We start from the raw sequence: 18666 nt of genomic DNA on the forward strand, positions 1-18666 counted from the left end.
CGGCCACCGCTGCCAATGATCAAAACATTCATTTCAAAAACCTCTGTGAAACGCTGTGCTTTCTGTAGGAGCGAGGGGGACGCCTAGTTCTCGCTCGCGAAGATCGTCAACGATAGCGGGGGGCATCTGACTCCCCGTGGCGTTCTCGGGCTTTTCGCGAGCAAGAACTAGGCGTCCCCTCGCTCCTACAGTAGGAAAGCAGTGGTGTTTAGTGACGGAAGTGGCGCATGCCGGTGAAGACCATGGCAATGCCGGCTTCATCAGCAGCGGCGATCACCTCGGCATCACGCATCGAGCCACCCGGTTGGATCACGGCCGTCACGCCCGCTTTCGCGGCGTTGTCCAGGCCATCACGGAACGGGAAGAATGCATCGGACGCCATCACCGAACCGGCCACCTGCAGACCGGCGTGCTCAGCCTTGATCGCAGCGATACGCGCCGAGTTCACGCGGCTCATCTGGCCAGCGCCGACACCGATGGTCTGGCGGTTCTTGGCGTAGACGATGGCGTTGGATTTAACGTACTTGGCCACTTTCCAGGCGAAGATCAGGTCGTTGATCTCTTGCTCGGTCGGGGCGCGCTTGGTCACGACTTTCAGGTCTGCGCTGCCGATCATGCCGATGTCGCGGCTCTGTACCAGCAAGCCGCCATTGACGCGCTTGTAGTCCCAGGCAGCGGCACGTTCAGCCGACCACTCGCCGCAGGCCAGCAGGCGCACGTTGGCTTTGGCGGCCACGATGGCGCGGGCTTCTTCGCTCACGGAAGGGGCGATGATCACTTCGACGAACTGACGCTCGACGATGGCCTTGGCGGTTTCGGCGTCGAGCTCACGGTTGAACGCGATGATGCCGCCGAAGGCCGATTCGGTGTCGGTGGCGTAGGCCAGTTCGTACGCCTGGCGGATACCGCCTTCAGCGTCCGGGCTCACGGCCACGCCGCACGGGTTGGCGTGCTTGACGATCACGCAGGCCGGCTTGACGAAGCTCTTCACGCATTCCAGCGCGGCGTCGGTGTCGGCCACGTTGTTGTAGGACAGCTCTTTGCCTTGCAGTTGGGTCGCGGTGGCGATGCCCACTTCGGCAGGCTTGGCTTCCACGTAGAACGCCGCGCTCTGGTGCGGGTTCTCGCCGTAGCGCATTTCCTGGGCCTTGATGAACTGGCTGTTGAAGGTGCGCGGGAACTGGCTGCGGCCTTCTGTGCTCAGGGTTTCGGCGGCCTGGTTCACGGTGCCCATGTAGTTGGCGATCATGCCGTCGTAGGCGGCGGTGTGTTCGAACGCCTTGAGCATCAGGTCAAAACGCTGGGCGTAGGTCAGGCCACCGGCTTTCAGGCTTTCCAGCACCTGGGCGTAGTCGCTGGCGTTGACCACGATGGCCACGTCTTTATGGTTCTTGGCCGCCGAGCGAACCATGGTCGGGCCGCCGATATCGATGTTTTCGATAGCGGTCGGCAGGTCGCAGCCTGGCTTGTTGATGGTGGCTTCGAACGGGTAGAGGTTAACGGCCACCAGGTCGATCGGCTTGATGCCGTGCTCGGTCATGATGGCGTCGTCGATGCCGCGGCGGCCGAGGATGCCGCCGTGGATTTTCGGGTGCAGGGTCTTGACGCGACCGTCCATCATTTCTGCGAAACCGGTGTAGTCCGCCACTTCCACTGCGGCCACGCCGTTGTCCTGCAGCAGTTTGAAGGTCCCGCCGGTGGAGAGGATTTCCACGCCCAGGGCTTCCAGCTCCCGGGCAAATTCGAGGATCCCGGTCTTGTCGGAGACACTGATCAAGGCGCGGCGGATCGGCAGGCGGGTAGTCTGGTCGGTCATTTCAATTTCCATCAAAAGCAAAGGAGTCAGCAAAAAAGGCGACCGGTTTTACGCGGGCGCCTTTCTGGTTTGATTGAATGCTTACAGCAAATCGTATTGCTTGAGCTTTTTGCGCAAGGTGCCACGGTTGAGGCCCAGCAGCTCACTGGCTTTGGTCTGGTTGCCCTTGACGTAGTTCATCACGCTTTCGAGCAGGGGCGCCTCGACTTCGGAGAGCACCAGGTTGTACACGTCCGTGACGGAAGCGCCCTCAAGGTGGGCGAAATAATTATGCAGCGCCTTCTCGACACTCCCGCGAAGGGTCTGGCCTTCTTCGCTCGGCGTATTGAGGTGCTGTTTTAAATTGACGTTGTCGCTCACGGGTGTTGTTCCACTCACTAAAGTCTCGGTCATCATCGTCATGCGGCCACCCATTCTCCGTCCCCTGCTCTCAGGCTCTTGTCTCGTTCGGCAAAAAACTCACGAACGGCGGTGACCTGTGCTTGCGTTTCATCCAAACGATTGAAGCCGGCGCGAAACTCCCTGGCGCCCGGCAGGGTTGCGAGATACCAACCCACATGCTTGCGAGCAATACGCACGCCCATCACGTCCCCATAGAAGGTGTGAAGTGCAGCCAGATGCTCTAGCAGAATACGTTCCACCTCGACCAGCTCCGGCGCCGGCAGGACTTCACCCGTACGCAGAAAATGCTCGATCTCACGAAAAATCCACGGCCGCCCCTGTGCGGCACGGCCAATCAACACACCATCGGCACCGGTGGCGTGCAGCACGCGCCGGGCTTTTTCGGCTGAGTCGATGTCGCCATTGGCAAAGACCGGCATCGACACCGCCTGCTTGATCGCGGCGATGGTGTCGTACTCGGCTTCACCGGTATAAAGGTCGGCGCGGGTGCGGCCATGCACCGCCAGCGCTGTAATGCCTGCCTGTTCGGCGATTTTCGCCACTGTCAGGCCGTTCTTGTTGTCCCGGTCCCAGCCGGTCCGAATCTTCAGGGTCACCGGCACATCCACTGCGGCGACAACGGCCTGCAGGATCTCGGCAACCAATTGCTCATCTTTCAACAATGCGGAACCGGCGGCCTTGTTGCAGACCTTCTTGGCCGGGCAGCCCATGTTGATATCGATGATCTGTGCGCCCAACTCCACGTTGGCTCGGGCCGCATCCGCCAGCATTTGCGCATCGCCACCGGCGATCTGTACCGAGCGGGGCTCGGGATCACCTTCGTGGATCATGCGCATCCGCGATTTGCGGGTGTTCCACAAGCTCATGTCGCTGGTGACCATTTCCGAGACTACAAGACCCGCGCCCAAACGTTTACACAGCTGACGAAAGGGCTGGTCGGTGACGCCCGCCATTGGGGCGAGAATCAAGCCGTTCTGCAATGTATATGGGCCGATGCGTACCGCCGACATAGGACTTCCCTGTTGTGGGGCCGGATCATTAGAGTTCGAAAAAGGGTTGGCATGATACCCGCTCTCGATGACTGGATAAAGGCTGAATTGGATAAAATCTGAACAGTTATTTCTTTATCGCCGCCGGTTTGGATGCCCGGCGCCCAGTCAATAATCCACCGTCAAGCTTCGGTGCGTGAGCCGATTCACTCGGGCGAGTGGAAGCTCAAGCTGTAATTCACGGCTTTATTGCCCGGATCGAGGATGTCCAGGGAGATATGGATCGGGGTCTGTGATGGCATTTCGATCGCCCCGGCCAGCTCGCCTCCTAGATATTCGGCCGGCTTGAAGCGACGACTGGCAATAAGGCCGCCATTGAGGTCGGCAAAACGCAGCTCCAGCAGCGGAAAGGGCTGGGAGAACGTCGCGCGGTTATAGATGATTGCATCCACCACCAGCGCCCCGGCGAACTCCGGATGGCTGCGCACCACCAGGTTGCTGCTCTTGATATGGGCGATATCGACCCGCGACGGCACCGTGCAGCCCAGGGTTGGGCACAGTTGCTGGAACCACGGGCGGTATGCGTCCTGGCGGGCCAGATCGTCGAATTGATAGGCAATGTACTGGATTGCCAGGCCGGCTGCGGCGATCAGTACCAGCAGCATCCAGATCAGGCGGCGACCCAGGCCCTGCGGACGTTTTTGCGCGTAAAGGTGCAGCGGGTCGTCTTCCAGGTCCAGGAGCAGGTCGTCGTGGGCGGTGGCTTCGGGGCGCTGGCGCTTACGACGCAGTGCGGGGCGCTCTTCGGGTTCCGGTGCGTCTGCGGTTACGGCTACGGGGGTGAAGGGCGGGTCGCGATCATCATCGTCCGCAGTGGGGTGCTGCGGCGATTCAGCGTCCAGATCGTCGGTGTGCAGCGACATGGATGGTTCGGTGCGCTGCCGGGTCGCAGGGGGCAAGGTCGGTTGGTCTGCGTCAGGCGTGTATTCAACGGCCGGGACGCGTTCTTCAGGCGGCTCGCTGAACAGGCTGGCGGCCCATTTTTCTTCTTCGGCCTTGAGGGTTTCGCGGCTGGCGCTGAGGGTGTCTTCCTTCTGCCGACGGTCCGTCCCCAGCTGGCGACGTTCGCTGCCCACGGGCTGGGTGTGCTGAATCTCGCGGCGTTCCAGTTTGGCCAGTTCTTCGTCGAGGTCCAGGGCGTCCAGGTCCAACTCTTCGGCGGTCCACTGCTTCTGGCTGATTGCCCTCGGGGCCTGGGGCATCAACTCAGTGGCGTGCTCAGCGACCACGCTTTGCGGCGCAGGCGCCTGGGCGCGCTGCTCCAGCAACTGGCGCGCAGCGTTGAAGACTTGCAGGCACGAGCCGCAGCGAACCACGCCGCGAGCCACGCTCAATTGAGCGTGGTTGACGCGAAAGCGTGTCTGGCAATGCGGGCACTGGGTGACGAAACTGTCGGTCATGCGGCCATCCGATTCAGGCAAGCGCTCATTCTAGCGCCGACGCCCGCTGATGCGTACCCAGCCATCACGGTTAGCGATCGGATCCAGCTCGAAATCCTTGGCGTAGGCGGCGGCGACGTCTTCGCCTTGCTCGGCGAGGATGCCCGACAGCGCCAGGCGCCCACCTGGCTTGACCAGGCTCGACAGTTGCGGCGCCAGGGAAACCAGGGGGCCGGCGAGGATATTGGCGACCAGCACATCAGCCTGCACCTGGGGCAAATCCTGCGGCAGGTAGAGCGGGAATTTGCCTTCAGGAATGTTGTTGCGCCCGGCGTTGTCGCGGGATGCTTCCAGGGCCTGGACGTCGATGTCGGTGCCCACGGCTTCCTTGGCGCCCAGCAACAGGGCGGCAATCGCCAGTATCCCCGAGCCGCAGCCGAAATCCAGCACGTGGCTGTCGGTCAGGTCCTGGCCGTCCAGCCATTCCAGGCACAGTGCGGTGGTGGGGTGGGTACCGGTGCCGAACGCCAGGCCCGGGTCGAGCAGCAGGTTAACGGCGTCCGGCTCTGGGGCGGCATGCCAGCTCGGCACGATCCACAGGCGCTGGCCGAAACGCATCGGCTGGAAGTTGTCCATCCAGCTGCGTTCCCAGTCCTGGTCTTCAATGATTTCGCTGTGATGCTCAGGCAGTGGGCTGCCGGTGAGCAATTCCATATGGGCCAGCACGGCGGCGGCATCGGTGCCGTCTTCGAACAGGGCCAGCAGATGGGTGTGGGACCACAGCGGAGTGGTATTCAGCTCGGGTTCGAAGATCGGCTGGTCTTCGGCGTCCATGAAGGTGACCGAGACGGCGCCCACTTCGAGGAACGCGTCTTCGTAGGTTTCGGCTTGTTCTGGGCTGATGGCGAGACGGACTTGCAGCCAAGGCATGGCGGGCACCTTTGAAAAAATGAGTGTGCAGCGGGGTGGGGCTGCGAAAGCGCGCAAGTTTACGCGAGCGAACAGCAGAAGACGACATTACTGAGTGAATGCGGACCAAATGTGGGAGGGGGCTTGCTCCCGATTGCAGTGTGCCAGCCTCAGTATCTGTAACTGATCCACCGCTATCGGGAGCAAGCCCCCTCCCACATTTGGACTGTGTGCATCCTGGAAAACAGGTGTACAGAAACAACAAAGCCGCCCGAAGGCGGCTTTGTTGGGTGGAGCGCTTACTGGTTAGCCAGCTTGTGTTCCAGGTAGTGAATGTTCACACCACCTTCGCAGAAGCCTTCATCACGAACCAGGTCCCGATGCAGCGGGATGTTGGTCTTGATGCCGTCGACCACGATTTCGTCCAGGGCATTGCGCATACGGGCCATGGCCTCGTCGCGGGTTGCGCCCCAGGTGATCAGCTTACCGATCAGTGAGTCGTAGTTGGACGGAACCTTGTAGCCGCTGTACAGGTGCGAATCCACACGTACGCCATTGCCGCCGGGCGCGTGGAAATGCTTGACCAGGCCAGGGCTTGGGATAAAGGTCTTCGGGTCTTCGGCGTTGATCCGGCACTCCAGGGAGTGGCCGTGGATCTTCACGTCGTCCTGGGTGAAGGACAGCACGTTGCCAGCGGCGATGCTGAGCATCTCCTTGACGATGTCGATACCGGTGACCATCTCCGAAACCGGGTGCTCTACCTGGACACGAGTGTTCATCTCGATGAAGTAGAAGCGGCCGTTCTCGTAGAGGAACTCGAAGGTACCGGCGCCACGGTAGTTGATGTCGATGCACGCCTTGACGCAGCGAGCCAGGACTTCCTGACGCGCTTTTTCATCCAGGCCCGGTGCCGGTGCTTCTTCCAACACTTTCTGGTGACGACGTTGCAGCGAGCAATCGCGGTCGCCCAGGTGGATGGCGTGACCCTGGCCGTCGGACAAAACCTGCACTTCCACGTGACGTGGGTTGGTCAGGTACTTCTCCAGGTAGACCATCGGGTTGCCGAACCAGGCAGCCGCTTCGGAGCGAGTCTGCTTGGCCGCTTCGATCAGCTCTTCTTCCTTGTGCACCACGCGCATGCCGCGACCACCACCGCCACCGGCGGCCTTGATGATCACCGGGTAACCGACTTCGCGACCAATGCGCAGAGCGGTTTCCTCGTCTTCAGGCAGTGGGCCGTCGGAGCCAGGAACGGTTGGCACGCCGGCTGCGATCATGGCGTCCTTGGCCGAGACCTTGTCGCCCATCAGGCGAATGGTTTCGGCTTTCGGGCCGATGAAGGCAAACCCGGATTTTTCCACCTGTTCGGCGAAATCGGCGTTTTCCGCGAGGAAGCCGTAGCCCGGGTGGATGCCATCAGCGCCGGTCACTTCTGCCGCAGCGATGATGTTCGAGACTTTCAGGTACGAGTTCGTGGCCAGTGGCGGGCCGATGCAGATGCTTTCGTCCGCCAGTTTCACGTGCATCAATTCGGTATCGGCCGTCGAGTAAACAGCGACGGTCTTGATGCCCTCTTCCTTACAGGCGCGCAGGATACGCAGCGCGATCTCGCCGCGGTTGGCGATCAGGACTTTTTGCAGTTTCTTCGCAGGTTTCAACATCGAAGGCGCTCCGCGGTTCAAACGATGGTGAACAGCGGCTGGTCGTACTCAACCGGCTGACCGTTTTCTACCAGGATGGATTCGATGACGCCGGCTTTTTCGGCCGTGATGTGGTTCATCATCTTCATCGCTTCAACGATGCAGATGGTGTCGCCCACTTTCACGGTCTTGCCCACTTCAACGAAGGCTGGCGAGGTAGGTGCCGGGGTGCGGTAGAAAGTACCGACCATTGGCGACTTGACCACGAAACCGTTCAGCGCTGGGGCAGCCGGTGCAGCAGGTGCAGCGGCAGCAGCAGGAGCGGCGGCCGGAGCAGCAGCTGGAGCCGGTGCTTGCATCTGTGGTGCGTAGAACTGTTGGGCCGGGGTCTTACTGTGGCGGCTGATCCGTACGGACTCTTCGCCTTCCTTGATTTCCAGCTCGTCGATACCGGATTCTTCCAGCAGTTCGATCAGTTTCTTAACTTTACGGATATCCATGAATCATCAACTCCCAAGGGTCGGTCAGGGGCGCTTGGCCGGTTGTTCAAGCTGTTCCAGGGCGGCCTCCAGGGCCAGTCGGTAACCGCTGGCGCCAAGGCCGCAGATCACTCCTACCGCAACGTCGGAGAAGTAAGAGTGATGGCGGAAAGGTTCACGTTTGTGCACGTTCGATAAATGCACTTCGATGAATGGGATGCTCACCGCCAGCAGCGCGTCACGTAATGCAACGCTTGTGTGCGTAAAAGCGGCGGGATTGATCAGGATAAAGTCCACACCTTCGCCGCGCGCGGCATGGATGCGATCAATCAATTCGTACTCGGCATTGCTTTGCAGGTAGAGCAGATGGTGGCCGGCTTCACGCGCCCGTCGCTCCAGATCCAGGTTGATCTGATCGAGGGTCACTGCCCCGTAGACGCCCGGTTCACGGGTGCCGAGCAGGTTCAGGTTGGGTCCGTGAAGAACCAGTAAGGTCGCCATCGGCTGTTCCTTGTTATTGATGTGGGCAAGGCAGAACCCGGCGACTATGCCGCAAAGCCTTTGTGACTGTCCAGTTCTATGCAGTAGGCAGCACGATTAGCGAGGATTGCGCAAAATTTATGACTGCGGCCTGGGATCCGGTCATTGGTAATACGCCCTTGGATCCCATGAAGATCTTCATGGGGCAGGTCAGACGCGGAACGCCTGCACCGCCGTATTGAGCTGCCCACCCAGCACCAGCAGATGCTCGCCCTGGCTGCGGCCCTGGCCGATGCGCAGCAGGTTGTCTTCACCCAACTGATGAATCCGCTCGCTGTTATCGCGAATCTCACTCACGGCGCCACTTTGCTGCGCCGTCACATCGGCAATACGCACGGCGGTGTCGGAAATGGTCTGGATCGCGCCGACGATTTCATCCAGCGCACCATCTGCCGCCTGGGCTTGCTGGGCGGTGGCCTCGGCGTGTTCGACCTGGGCGCGCATGCCCTGCACCGATTGGTGCGCCGCGGTTTGCAGGCCGGTGATCAAGCCCTGGATTTCGGCGGTGGCGCCAGCAGTGCGTTGGGCCAGGGTGCGGACTTCATCGGCGACCACGGCAAAACCGCGCCCGGCCTCACCGGCGCGGGCGGCCTCGATAGCGGCGTTGAGCGCCAGCAGGTTGGTCTGGTCGGCAATCGAGCGAATCACGGTCAACACGCCGCCAATGGTGGCGGACTCTTCGGCGAGTTTCTCGATCATCTGCGCATTTTGCTGCACTTCACCCACCAGCGCATGCAGGCCGGTCAGGCTCAGGCCGATCACGCGCTGGCCTTGCTCCACTGCCTGGCCCGCGCTGCGGCTGGCACCGGCAGCCTGGCTGGCATCACCGGCCACTTGCTGGATGGTGGCTTCCAGCTCGCCCAGGGAATCACGAATCTGCGCGGTATCCCCGGCCTGGCGTTCGGCGCCGTCGTGCAGGCCACTGCTCAGTTCGGCCAGCGCGCGGCTGCTGCCGGCGACTTCTTGGGCATTGCCGCGAATGGTGCCCACCAGGTCCACCAGGTAGGCGCGCAGACGGTTCAGTGAGGCTTCGATATCGCGCAGTTCACGGTTGGTCTTGCCCAGGGCAATGGGCTGGCTGAAGTCGCCTTCACCCCAGGTCGACAAGGCCGGTGCCAGGTTGGTCAGCACCCGCGCCAAGCGCCGTTGCAGGGTGTCGATCAGCAGGGCGATGAGCAAAATCAGGCCGATCATCACCCCTTGCATCAGCCGCACTTCGCTCTGGATCTTGCCGTGTTGCGCCCGTACCACTGGCTCCAGGCCGGCGATGGCCTGTTGAACGGCGGCGATTTTCAAGTGGGTGGCGGCGGCCAGGTCGGCACGCTGCTGGATTTGCGTGCGGGTGCGCTTGAGTTCGGCGGGGTAGCGGGCCAGCAGGCCGTTGAGTTCGCGCTTGAGGTCGACGCCGGTGTCCTGGGCTTCGGTTTTTGCCGTATTTTCCAGGCCCATCAAGGCTGAAAAGTCATCGGTGTTCGATTCTGCGCTGGCTTTTACCCCGAGCAATGGCAGTTGCTCCAACACATCGGCCTGGCTACGCATGTTGCCGACTTCGCGCTCCACCTCGTCTGCCAGTTCCGCGCGCCCGCTGCTCACCAGTTTGTCGCGGGCCAGGGACAGCTTGCCCAAGTGCTGTGAAGCTGCCAGCAGCGGCGGCAGGTAGCGCGCGGCTTCGGGGGTGTTGACGCCCATGGCGTACTGGCTCAACAGCTCCAGGTTGGCGCCCAGCTCCCGTTCGGCTTGCAGCAACAAGGCTTGCGGGTCGCCGGCCAACTTACCGGCCGCCAACAGGTCGGTCTTGCTGAAGGTATCCAGGTCCGCGAGGCTGGGGCGCAGGTTCTGTGCGAGGTCGGCGGGCAGTTCATCCAGGTGCTGCAACAGGCTTTCCAGGCTCTGGCTGGCGCTGCTCAAGCGCAACGCATCGCCACTGCCCAGGTAGTCGTCAATATTGCGCGCGGCCTGGTTCTGGAAAGTCTGTGATAGACCGAGGTAGCGTTCCATCAGCAAATAAGGCCGTTCCAGCGCCCGTTGCGACCACCACAGCGTCGCCCCAAGCGCCAGGCACACGGCCACCAGCAGGAGGGTATTGAGATTGGTCAGCAGCTTCAGGCGCATGCGTGGTATCAACCGACAGCTAAAGGTAAGTGCCTGAAGTTATTGCGTTTTCGTTACAGGGTTATGACGGAATCACTGGATTCTGGTGAAAAGATGGCACTTTGCTTTGACGTGCGCGCCGCTTGCACGCGGTTACGCCCGGCATGCTTGGCGCGGTACAGCGCCTCGTCGGCTTGGGCGGCCATCATCAGGCTATCGGAGCCGTCACACAGCTCCACTACCACGGCGCTGAAGGTGCACCACAAATCCTGCGGCTGCGCCGGGTAGTGAATCTCGGCAAAGCGCCCACGAATTTCATCCAGCACCTTGCAGGCCGATTCCAGGTCGGTGTCGGGCATCACAATGGCGAACTCTTCACCGCCATAGCGGCCGATGTAGTCGGTCTTGCGCAGGCGCTGCTTGAGAAACAGCGCCAGGCTCTTGATCACGCGGTCGCCCATGGGGTGGCCGTGGCTGTCATTGACCCGCTTGAAATGGTCGATGTCGAGCATGGCAAAGCTCAGCGGCTTGTTCTCGCGGCGCGCGCGGAAGCTGCAGTCTTCGAGCAATTGCAGGATATGGGTGTGGTTGTACAGCCCGGTCAGGCTGTCACGCACCATCCGCGCCTTGAGGTTGCGCGCACGGGCGGCACGGTTGCGCACGGTGGTGATCAGATGGCGCGGCTTGATCGGCTTGGTGAGGAAGTCGTCGCCGCCTTCGCTCATGGCGTCCAGCTGTTTGTCCAGGTCGTCTTCGGCCGACAGGTAGATGATTGGCACGCTGACATAACGGTCGTTGTGGCGAATCACCTTGGCCAGTTCGGTGCCGGTGCAGGCCGGCATATACATGTCGAGGATGATCAGGTCGGGCTGGAAGTCTGCCAGCTCGGCCATGGCCTGGATCGGCTCGATCAAGGTGCGGGTGACGATGCCTGCACTGTTGAGCAACCGCTCGGTGTGCAGCGCCTGGGCCCGTGAGTCATCAATGATCAGCACTTTGTACGGTTCGTACTGGGCGACGCAGGTCAGCACTTCGATCTTTTCCAGCAGGCTGGAGGCTTCCAGCGTGCCGGTGAGGAATTCCTGGCCGCCGGCGCGCACGGCGGCCAGACGGGTAGGGGTGTCGGTTTCGTGCAGGCTGAAAAACAACAGCGGCAGCTTATGCTCCAGGCCTTCCTGGGCTTCGGCGGCGAGCTTGAGGCCCAGGCCGGTGCCACAGAAATCCACGTCCATCACAATGGCTGAGGGCAGGCGCTCGGCCATCGACGCGCGAAACGCCGCCACGCTGTCCAGGGACTGGGCGCTCATGCCGAAGAATTCCAGCTGCTTGGCCAGGCGCTCGGCGCGGTCGTGATCAGCCAGCATCACGTAGATCGGCTTGCGCATTGGCGGCAGGAAGGTTTGTTCCAGTTGGTCGCCCTGGCGCAGGCCGGTGCGCGACAGGCGCTGCATCAAGCGGTTGAGTTCGGTGATCAATTGGCTGCTCAGGCGGCCGCGGTTTTCGTCCACCGCCTTGAGCGACTCGCCGATATGCCGCGCCAACTGGCCGTGCTCGGGCTGTTCGAAGCGCTCGGCAAAGCGCTGCAGGCGCAGGTTGGCTTCGCTGAGTTCGGAGAGGTCGGCGCCTGACCATTCGCTGCGTTGCAGGCGCTGCCAGATCTCAAGAATTTGACGTGCCTGATGAATTACCCGCTGGGCAAAATGCTGCTTGAGACGCTCACGGCTGGGGTCTTCTGGCTCGGTCATATCCTGACTACTAGTTAGGGTGCATGCTGAGGTCGAACTGATGGCTCTATGCTAGCACCTCTTTTCAATGGGATGAGTGTCATATGTCAATTAACTGCGTGTCCCTGATATTCAGTTGGTGACCTGATGGTCGCGCAGCTTAAAAGGCGTGCATCCTTTATAGTCGAAAGCTTCCCGTATGCACGTTTGGTGAAAAGCCCCGCATGGGCGGGCACGATGGGGTAGGGTTGTGGTCGGAGTGTTTGAACGCACGCCCTCAATTCAAGTGCATGAACTCAAGTGATTGAAAGGATATCGCCATGCTGGACTGGAAAAACCGTGCGGGCAGTGCCAAAGGCCCCGCCCCTGAGCCCAAGTCGGCCAACCGCAGCTATTTTCGTACCCTGCTGATGAGCCGGGCCGTGCTCAGCGTGCTTGGCCTGTATCTGTTGGTCACCGGCGCCCTGGGCTGGTACTGGAGCGAAGAGCCGGCGCTGTTCCCGGTCCAGCAGAACGCGCAGCTTGCCGCCGAAAAAGAAGGCAAGCAGATGGTGGTGGGCTACACCACCGTCGAAACCCTCAAGACCGTGGTCGGCACGTTGCTGAACAAGCCCGGTGGCTACATTTCCAACGACCGTTTCCCGCCGGGCCTGTGGATGGACAACATGCCCAGCTGGGAATACGGCGTGCTGGTGCAGGTGCGCGACCTGACCCGTGCCCTGCGTAAAGACTTCGCCCGCTCCCAATCGCAGTCGGCTGAAGATGCTGATTTGGCCAAGGCCGAGCCGCGTTTCAACTTCGACAACAAGAGCTGGGTGCTGCCGTCCAGTGAGTCGGAGTACCAGGAAGGCATCAATTCTCTGAGCCGCTATGAAGCGCGTTTGTCCGACCCGAATCAGCGTGGCGCCTTGTTCTATGCCCGCGCCGACAACCTGAACAACTGGCTGGGCGATGTTGCCACCCGCCTGGGTTCGCTGTCGCAACGCCTGTCGGCCAGCGTGGGCCGGGTCAAATTGAACACCGCACTGAAAACCGAAGCCCTGGCGCCGGGTGAAGTGCCGCAGGTCGACGAAGAAGTGGTGGAAACCCCATGGATGCAGATCGACAACGTGTTCTACGAAGCCCGTGGCCAGGCCTGGGCGCTGTCCCACCTGCTGCGCGCCATCGAAGTCGACTTTGCCGACGTCCTCGCCAAGAAAAACGCCACCGTCAGCGTGCGCCAGATCATTCGTGAGCTGGAGGCTTCGCAAGAGCCGGTATGGAGCCCGATGATCCTCAACGGCAGCGGCTTCGGCGTATTGGCGAACCATTCGCTGGTCATGGCCAACTACATTTCCCGGGCCAACGCGGCGGTGATCGATTTGCGTCAACTGCTCAACCAGGGTTGATGATGGACGCGACTCAAAAGGAGGCGGCGCACCGCGCAGCCTCCGATGCCGAGCTGATCTGCTGGGTCGACGAGCACGACAACCTGCTCGGCCACCTCGTCCGGTCCGACCTGCGCCAGCGCGGCCTGATCGGCCGCTGCACGTTTATCTTCCTGTTCAATTCCCAAGGTGAGCTGTGCGTGCATCGGCGCACCTTGAGCAAAGCCCTGTATCCGGGTTTCTGGGATACGGCGGCGGGCGGGATGGTCGCGGCGGGCGAGTCCTACGCGGTGTCGGCGGCCCGCGAGCTGGAAGAAGAGCTGGGTGTCGGCGGGGTTGAACTGATTGAGCATGACCATTTCTATTTCGAAGATGGCGACAGCCGACTCTGGTGCAAATCCTATTCCGCGACCTGGGACGGGCCCCTGCGCCTGCAGCCTGAAGAAGTCATGGAAGCGCGCTTTTTGCCCGTCGAAGCGGTCCTGCAGGAAGCGCAGCAAAAGCCTTACTGCCCGGACGCCCAAGAGGGCTTGCGACGCTATCTATCCTCGCGTCGCTAAAGTTGCATAAATTGGCGCCATTTGGCCCTTAGCAAGTAAGCTTTTTGCCGTTACACTGCGCGACTTTTCACCCGAACCGCCATTGCTTCACCCTGGGATCACTGTAGGAGCGAGCTTGCTCGCGAAAAACTCAAGAGCGCCGCGTGCATTCAGAATGCCCACGTCATCGTTGACGATTTTCGCGAGCAATCTCGCTCCTACAGGTGGGGATCAGCCTTGGCGGGTCGGTAGCGCTGCCCCTGCCTGAGTGGGGCTTCGCGGTCGGTCATTCTGATCGATCAGTCTTTGTCCTCCCAAGAGGATTGCCGGTGGCCAAAAAAGCCGCATCCTTCGCCGCCCTTGGTGGCCTGGTATTTTCCACCGACGCAGGTCGACACTGCCCGGACTGTCGTCAGCCCGTGGATTTGTGTACCTGCAAACAGACCCTGATCCCTGAAGGCGACGGTATTGCCCGCGTGCGCCGCGAGAGCAAGGGCCGTGGCGGCAAGACGGTGACCACCATCACCGGCGTGCCGTTGGCCGAAGAGCCCCTCAAGGCACTGGCGACCACGCTGAAAAAGCGCTGTGGCACCGGTGGCGCGTTGAAAGACGGGGTCATCGAAATCCAGGGCGATCACGTCGAACTGCTGTTGGCCGAGCTGATCAAGCTCGGTTACAAGGCCAAGAAGTCCGGCGGCTGAAAGCCTCTTCCCAACCTGTGTCTAAACTCTGTCCTGCGAGTGGGGTCTACCTTGCTTACAGGCAAATCGTCATTTTCATTCTTTAGACTGCGCCAGCCTCGAACGCGAGGCGGCGCCTTCGCCTTCATTTATAGGGGACTTCGATGTCCGTACGACGCACACGCAAAGACGATGGCAGCCAATGGACAGTTGCGGACAGCCGCAGTGTTTACGGGATTCGCCATTGGGGGGCCGGGTATTTCGCGATCAATGATGCCGGTCGCGTTGAAGTCCGTCCTAACGGCCCGAACAGCACACCCGTCGACCTCTACGAGCAAGTGGACGAGCTGCGCAAAAGCGGCCTGTCCTTGCCGTTGCTGGTGCGCTTTCCCGACATCCTGCAAGACCGTGTACGCCAGTTGACCGGCGCTTTCGATGCCAACATCGAGCGCCTGGAATACCAGAGCAAGTACACCGCGCTGTACCCGATCAAGGTGAACCAGCAGGAAGCGGTGATCGAGAACATCATCGCCACCCAGAATGTTTCCATCGGCCTCGAAGCCGGCTCCAAGCCTGAGCTGCTGGCTGTGCTGGCCCTGGCGCCGAAGGGCGGCACCATCGTCTGCAACGGTTATAAAGACCGCGAGTTCATCCGCCTGGCGCTGATGGGCCAGAAGCTCGGCCACAACGTATTTATCGTGATCGAGAAAGAATCCGAGGTTGAACTGGTGATCGAAGAGGCCGCCAGCCTCAAGGTCAAGCCACAGGTGGGCCTGCGCGTGCGCCTGTCGTCCCTGGCGTCGAGCAAGTGGGCGGACACCGGTGGCGAGAAGTCCAAGTTCGGCTTGTCGGCAGCGCAATTGTTGTCGGTGGTCGAGCGCTTTCGCGCGGCAGGCCTGGACCAGGGCATTCGCCTGCTGCACTTCCACATGGGCTCGCAGATCGCCAACCTGGCCGACTACCAGCACGGGTTCAAGGAAGCCATTCGTTACTACGGCGAACTGCGCAACCTCGGCCTGCCGGTGGACCACATCGACGTCGGCGGCGGCCTGGGCGTGGACTACGACGGTACTCACTCGCGTAACGCCAGCTCGATCAACTACGACATGGACGACTACGCCGGTGTGGTCGTGGGCATGCTCAAGGAATTCTGCGACGCCCAGAGCCTGCCGCACCCGCATATCTTCTCCGAAAGCGGCCGCTCCCTGACCGCCCACCACGCCATGCTGGTGGTGCAGGTCACTGACGTCGAAAAACACAACGACGAAATCCCGCTGATCGAGAACAAGGAAAGCCTGCCGGAAACCGTGCAATGGCTGGTCGACCTGCTCGGGCCGACCGACATCGAAATGGTCACCGAAACCTACTGGCGCGCCACTCACTACATGAGCGATGTGGCCACCCAGTACGCCGACGGCAAACTGACCCTGGCCGAGAAAGCCCTGGCCGAACAGTGCTACTTCGCCGTGTGCCGCCGCCTGCACAACTCGCTCAAAGCCCGCCAGCGCTCGCATCGCCAGGTCCTGGACGAACTCAACGACAAGCTGGCCGACAAGTACATCTGCAACTTCTCGGTGTTCCAGAGCCTGCCGGACACCTGGGCCATCGGCCAGGTCCTGCCGATTTTGCCGCTGCACCGTCTCGACGAAGAGCCGCTGCGCCGTGCTGTGCTGCAAGACCTGACCTGCGACTCCGACGGCAAGATCAAGCAGTACGTCGACGAGCAGAGCATCGAGACCAGCCTGCCGGTGCACGCCTTGAATGAAGGCGAAGACTACCTGCTGGGCATCTTCCTGGTGGGCGCCTACCAGGAAATCCTTGGCGACATGCACAACCTGTTCGGTGACACCGACTCGGTGAACATCTACCAGCGTGAAGACGGTTCGGTGTACAGCGCCGGCATCGAGACCCACGACACCATCGAAGACATGCTGCGCTACGTGCACTTGTCGCCGGAGGAGTTGATGACTCACTACCGTGACAAGTGTGCCAGCGCGAAGATCAGTGCCAGTGAGCGTACGCAGTTTCTGGATGCGTTGCGGTTGGGGCTGACACGGTCTTCTTACCTGTCTTCCTGAGGGCACTACTTTCAGGATAAATGGCGGTGAGTGAGCTTGCTCGCTCCCTCACACGCTTGGCTCTCAACGCTCATGACTGGCTTAGTGGTGGTCCGGTGTCCTCAACGCGCTTCAACGCATAGGTTGACCGGGCAGTTGCCTGGGTTGAACTTAAGGGTCACGCGGTCAAGCCGTCCTTGACCGGCCGGTACAGTCACCACGATATCCCTGGAACTCTCTATCAGATCGATGTCTTTGCCAGGATCAATACGGTGGACGGCGGTCCCTTGTGTGACCACGAGTGTGTAAGAAGTCTTGTTGTCTATGCGCAGGGTTCTCTCTGCGTTTGGCCCTTGCCCCGCGGTGCACCCGGCGACTGTTGTCAGTGTGCAGACTGTGAGGATCCACAGTGTCGTGATGCTTATGTATTTTGTGATGTTCATATTGGACTCTCCATGCATGCAGAATGTGGGAGGTTGCACCTCCACGGTCATTCAACATCTGGATAATCGGTTTGTAACCTGTCAAAAGTAACAGGTCGAGCCATTAATAACGGGTACTGAACCATTGGCCCCGCTGCTTGAGCCGCCAGGCAATGACCCCCAGGGTCAGGCTGCGCAAGGCCATGAACAGCAGGAACGTCATCCACAGCCCATGGTTGCCCAGGCCTTGCAGTGCCCAGGCAAAGGGCAGCACCATCAGCACCGTCAGCAACATGCCATTGCGCATTTCCTTGGCGCGCGTAGCGCCGATAAACAACCCATCCAACAGATAACTCCACACCGCAATCAACGGCAGTACCGCCAGGTACGGCAGGTAGAGATCGGCGGTTTCGCGCACGCTGTGGATATCGGTCTGCATGGCAATAAACAGGTGGCCGGCGAAGGTGAACAGCAGAGCAAACCCCACACTGGCGATCAGCGACCAACCGCCGGCGACCACCAGCGAACGGCGCAGCGCGGCGCGGTCATGGGCACCGAGGGCATGGCCGCACAGGGCTTCGACCGCGTGGGCCAGGCCGTCCAGCGCGTGAGCGGTCAGCAACAAGCCATTGAGCAATAGAGCATTGGCCGCCACGGTGGCATCGCCCAGGCGTGCGCCTTGCACCGTGATCATGAAAAACACCGACTGCAACGCCAGGCTGCGGATAAAAATGTCGCGGTTCACCGCCAGCAACGGGCGCCAGCTTTGCCACAGTTTCAACGCGGCCCAGGCGATATGCCCGGGGTAGGCGCGCAGGGCTTTTTGCGTGAGGGCAAGGCCAAGCAGGGCGCCGGTCCATTCGGCGATCACCGACGCGCGGGCCGAGCCGGCCACGCCCCAGTCCAGGCCCATTACAAACCACAGGTTCAGGGCGATGTTGACCAGGTTGGTGGTCAACAGGATTGCCAATGGCGCACGGGCGTTTTGCGTGCCGAGGAACCAGCCCACCAGCGCATAGCTGGCCAGCGCAGCGGGCAGGCCGAACAGACGCGCGTGGAAGAACTCACGCGTCAGTTGGTTGAGTTCGGGGGAGGGCTGCATCCACTCCAGGGCCAGATGGCTCAGCGGAATGCCGACGGTGCCCAGCAGCATCGCCAGCCCCAGCGCCAGCAACAGGCCTTGCAGCAGGATTTGCCGCAGTGCCGCCCCATCATTGCGGCCCGCAGCCTGGGCAGCGAACCCCGTGGAGCCCATGCGCAAAAAGCCCATGGCCCAGGCGAGGAAGGTATACAAGCTGGCGCCGACGGCCACGGCGCCCAGTTGGTGGGCGTGGGGCAGGTGGCCGATGACCATGCTGTCGACCAGTGCAACCAACGGCACGGAGATGTTCGAAAGAATCATCGGCGCAGCCAGAGCCCATACACGGCGATGGGTCGGGCGATCGCGCCAGTCGGTCAGTAAGGTGGACATGCAGGCTCCTTGGGGGAGCGGCATTGTAACCGGCCATTGGCAACGCAACAGGGTCAATGTGGAGTGGAGCCCTATGCCTGTGGGATTTGGCTGGGACTTGA

Annotated in this window: 16 protein-coding genes and 1 pseudogene; 4 read left to right on the plus strand and 13 right to left on the minus strand. The window is 61.2% G+C overall.

Annotated features, from left to right (window positions below):
- Window positions 1–208: 208 nt before the first annotated feature.
- The 10 genes from purH to J1G35_RS22135 form a co-directional block, all read right to left on the minus strand.
- Window positions 209–1816 (minus strand): bifunctional phosphoribosylaminoimidazolecarboxamide formyltransferase/IMP cyclohydrolase, encoded by a 1608-nt coding sequence (gene purH / locus J1G35_RS22090; protein ID WP_053134609.1) that lies wholly within the window; start codon window positions 1814–1816, stop codon window positions 209–211.
- Between the two features lie 81 nt (window positions 1817–1897).
- The gene (gene fis, locus J1G35_RS22095; RefSeq protein ID WP_002555375.1) at window positions 1898–2218 is read right to left on the minus strand and encodes a DNA-binding transcriptional regulator Fis; all 321 of its coding nucleotides are present in this window, start codon (window positions 2216–2218) and stop codon (window positions 1898–1900) included.
- Window positions 2215–3228 (minus strand): tRNA dihydrouridine synthase DusB, encoded by a 1014-nt coding sequence (gene dusB, locus J1G35_RS22100; RefSeq protein WP_053134612.1) that lies wholly within the window; start codon window positions 3226–3228, stop codon window positions 2215–2217. The genes fis and dusB overlap by 4 nt, the downstream gene beginning before the upstream one ends.
- A gap of 185 nt (window positions 3229–3413) precedes the next feature.
- The gene (locus J1G35_RS22105) at window positions 3414–4667 is read right to left on the minus strand and encodes a DUF3426 domain-containing protein (RefSeq protein ID WP_223016006.1); all 1254 of its coding nucleotides are present in this window, start codon (window positions 4665–4667) and stop codon (window positions 3414–3416) included.
- Between the two features lie 30 nt (window positions 4668–4697).
- Window positions 4698–5576, minus strand: coding sequence for a 50S ribosomal protein L11 methyltransferase (prmA, locus tag J1G35_RS22110; RefSeq protein ID WP_053134617.1), 879 nt, complete (start codon window positions 5574–5576; stop codon window positions 4698–4700).
- Window positions 5577–5854: 278 nt separating this feature from the next.
- Window positions 5855–7216, minus strand: a complete 1362-nt coding sequence (gene accC / locus J1G35_RS22115) for an acetyl-CoA carboxylase biotin carboxylase subunit (RefSeq protein ID WP_027607998.1) — start codon at window positions 7214–7216, stop codon at window positions 5855–5857.
- 17 nt (window positions 7217–7233) lie between these two features.
- The gene (gene accB, locus J1G35_RS22120; protein WP_027607997.1) at window positions 7234–7695 is read right to left on the minus strand and encodes an acetyl-CoA carboxylase biotin carboxyl carrier protein; all 462 of its coding nucleotides are present in this window, start codon (window positions 7693–7695) and stop codon (window positions 7234–7236) included.
- Between the two features lie 24 nt (window positions 7696–7719).
- Window positions 7720–8175: a type II 3-dehydroquinate dehydratase gene (aroQ, locus tag J1G35_RS22125; RefSeq protein ID WP_012721999.1), complete on the minus strand. Its 456-nt coding sequence runs from the start codon at window positions 8173–8175 to the stop codon at window positions 7720–7722.
- 189 nt (window positions 8176–8364) lie between these two features.
- Window positions 8365–10326 (minus strand): methyl-accepting chemotaxis protein, encoded by a 1962-nt coding sequence (locus J1G35_RS22130; RefSeq protein ID WP_223016007.1) that lies wholly within the window; start codon window positions 10324–10326, stop codon window positions 8365–8367.
- Between the two features lie 53 nt (window positions 10327–10379).
- Window positions 10380–12050 (minus strand): PleD family two-component system response regulator, encoded by a 1671-nt coding sequence (locus tag J1G35_RS22135; RefSeq protein ID WP_223016008.1) that lies wholly within the window; start codon window positions 12048–12050, stop codon window positions 10380–10382.
- Between the two features lie 299 nt (window positions 12051–12349).
- Here J1G35_RS22135 and J1G35_RS22140 point away from each other — a divergent pair, with 299 nt between their 5' ends.
- Together J1G35_RS22140 and J1G35_RS22145 are read left to right on the plus strand one after the other, a co-directional pair.
- Window positions 12350–13417, plus strand: coding sequence for a DUF2333 family protein (locus J1G35_RS22140; protein WP_053134622.1), 1068 nt, complete (start codon window positions 12350–12352; stop codon window positions 13415–13417).
- 2 nt (window positions 13418–13419) lie between these two features.
- Window positions 13420–13956 carry an NUDIX hydrolase gene (locus tag J1G35_RS22145; RefSeq protein WP_053134624.1) on the plus strand — a complete coding sequence of 179 codons (537 nt, stop codon included), beginning with the start codon at window positions 13420–13422 and terminating at the stop codon, window positions 13954–13956.
- Window positions 13957–14055: 99 nt separating this feature from the next.
- Here the strand turns inward: J1G35_RS22145 and J1G35_RS31025 are convergent.
- Window positions 14056–14145 (minus strand): annotated as a pseudogene (locus tag J1G35_RS31025) (outer membrane lipoprotein carrier protein LolA); the annotation flags it as partial.
- 119 nt (window positions 14146–14264) lie between these two features.
- Here J1G35_RS31025 and J1G35_RS22150 point away from each other — a divergent pair.
- Together J1G35_RS22150 and speA are read left to right on the plus strand one after the other, a co-directional pair.
- Window positions 14265–14636 carry a translation initiation factor Sui1 gene (locus J1G35_RS22150; protein WP_223016009.1) on the plus strand — a complete coding sequence of 124 codons (372 nt, stop codon included), beginning with the start codon at window positions 14265–14267 and terminating at the stop codon, window positions 14634–14636.
- Between the two features lie 143 nt (window positions 14637–14779).
- Window positions 14780–16693: an arginine decarboxylase gene (gene speA / locus J1G35_RS22155; RefSeq protein ID WP_053134630.1), complete on the plus strand. Its 1914-nt coding sequence runs from the start codon at window positions 14780–14782 to the stop codon at window positions 16691–16693.
- 101 nt (window positions 16694–16794) lie between these two features.
- Here the strand turns inward: speA and J1G35_RS22160 are convergent, their stop codons facing one another.
- Complete coding sequence (locus tag J1G35_RS22160; protein ID WP_223016010.1) at window positions 16795–17115, minus strand: hypothetical protein; 321 nt, start codon at window positions 17113–17115, stop codon at window positions 16795–16797.
- Window positions 17116–17218: 103 nt separating this feature from the next.
- Complete coding sequence (locus J1G35_RS22165; protein WP_223016011.1) at window positions 17219–18565, minus strand: MATE family efflux transporter; 1347 nt, start codon at window positions 18563–18565, stop codon at window positions 17219–17221.
- Between the last annotated feature and the right edge of the window lie 101 nt (window positions 18566–18666).

It is taken from the genome of Pseudomonas sp. SH10-3B, assembly GCF_019891415.1.
In the GTDB taxonomy this organism is placed as follows: domain Bacteria; phylum Pseudomonadota; class Gammaproteobacteria; order Pseudomonadales; family Pseudomonadaceae; genus Aquipseudomonas.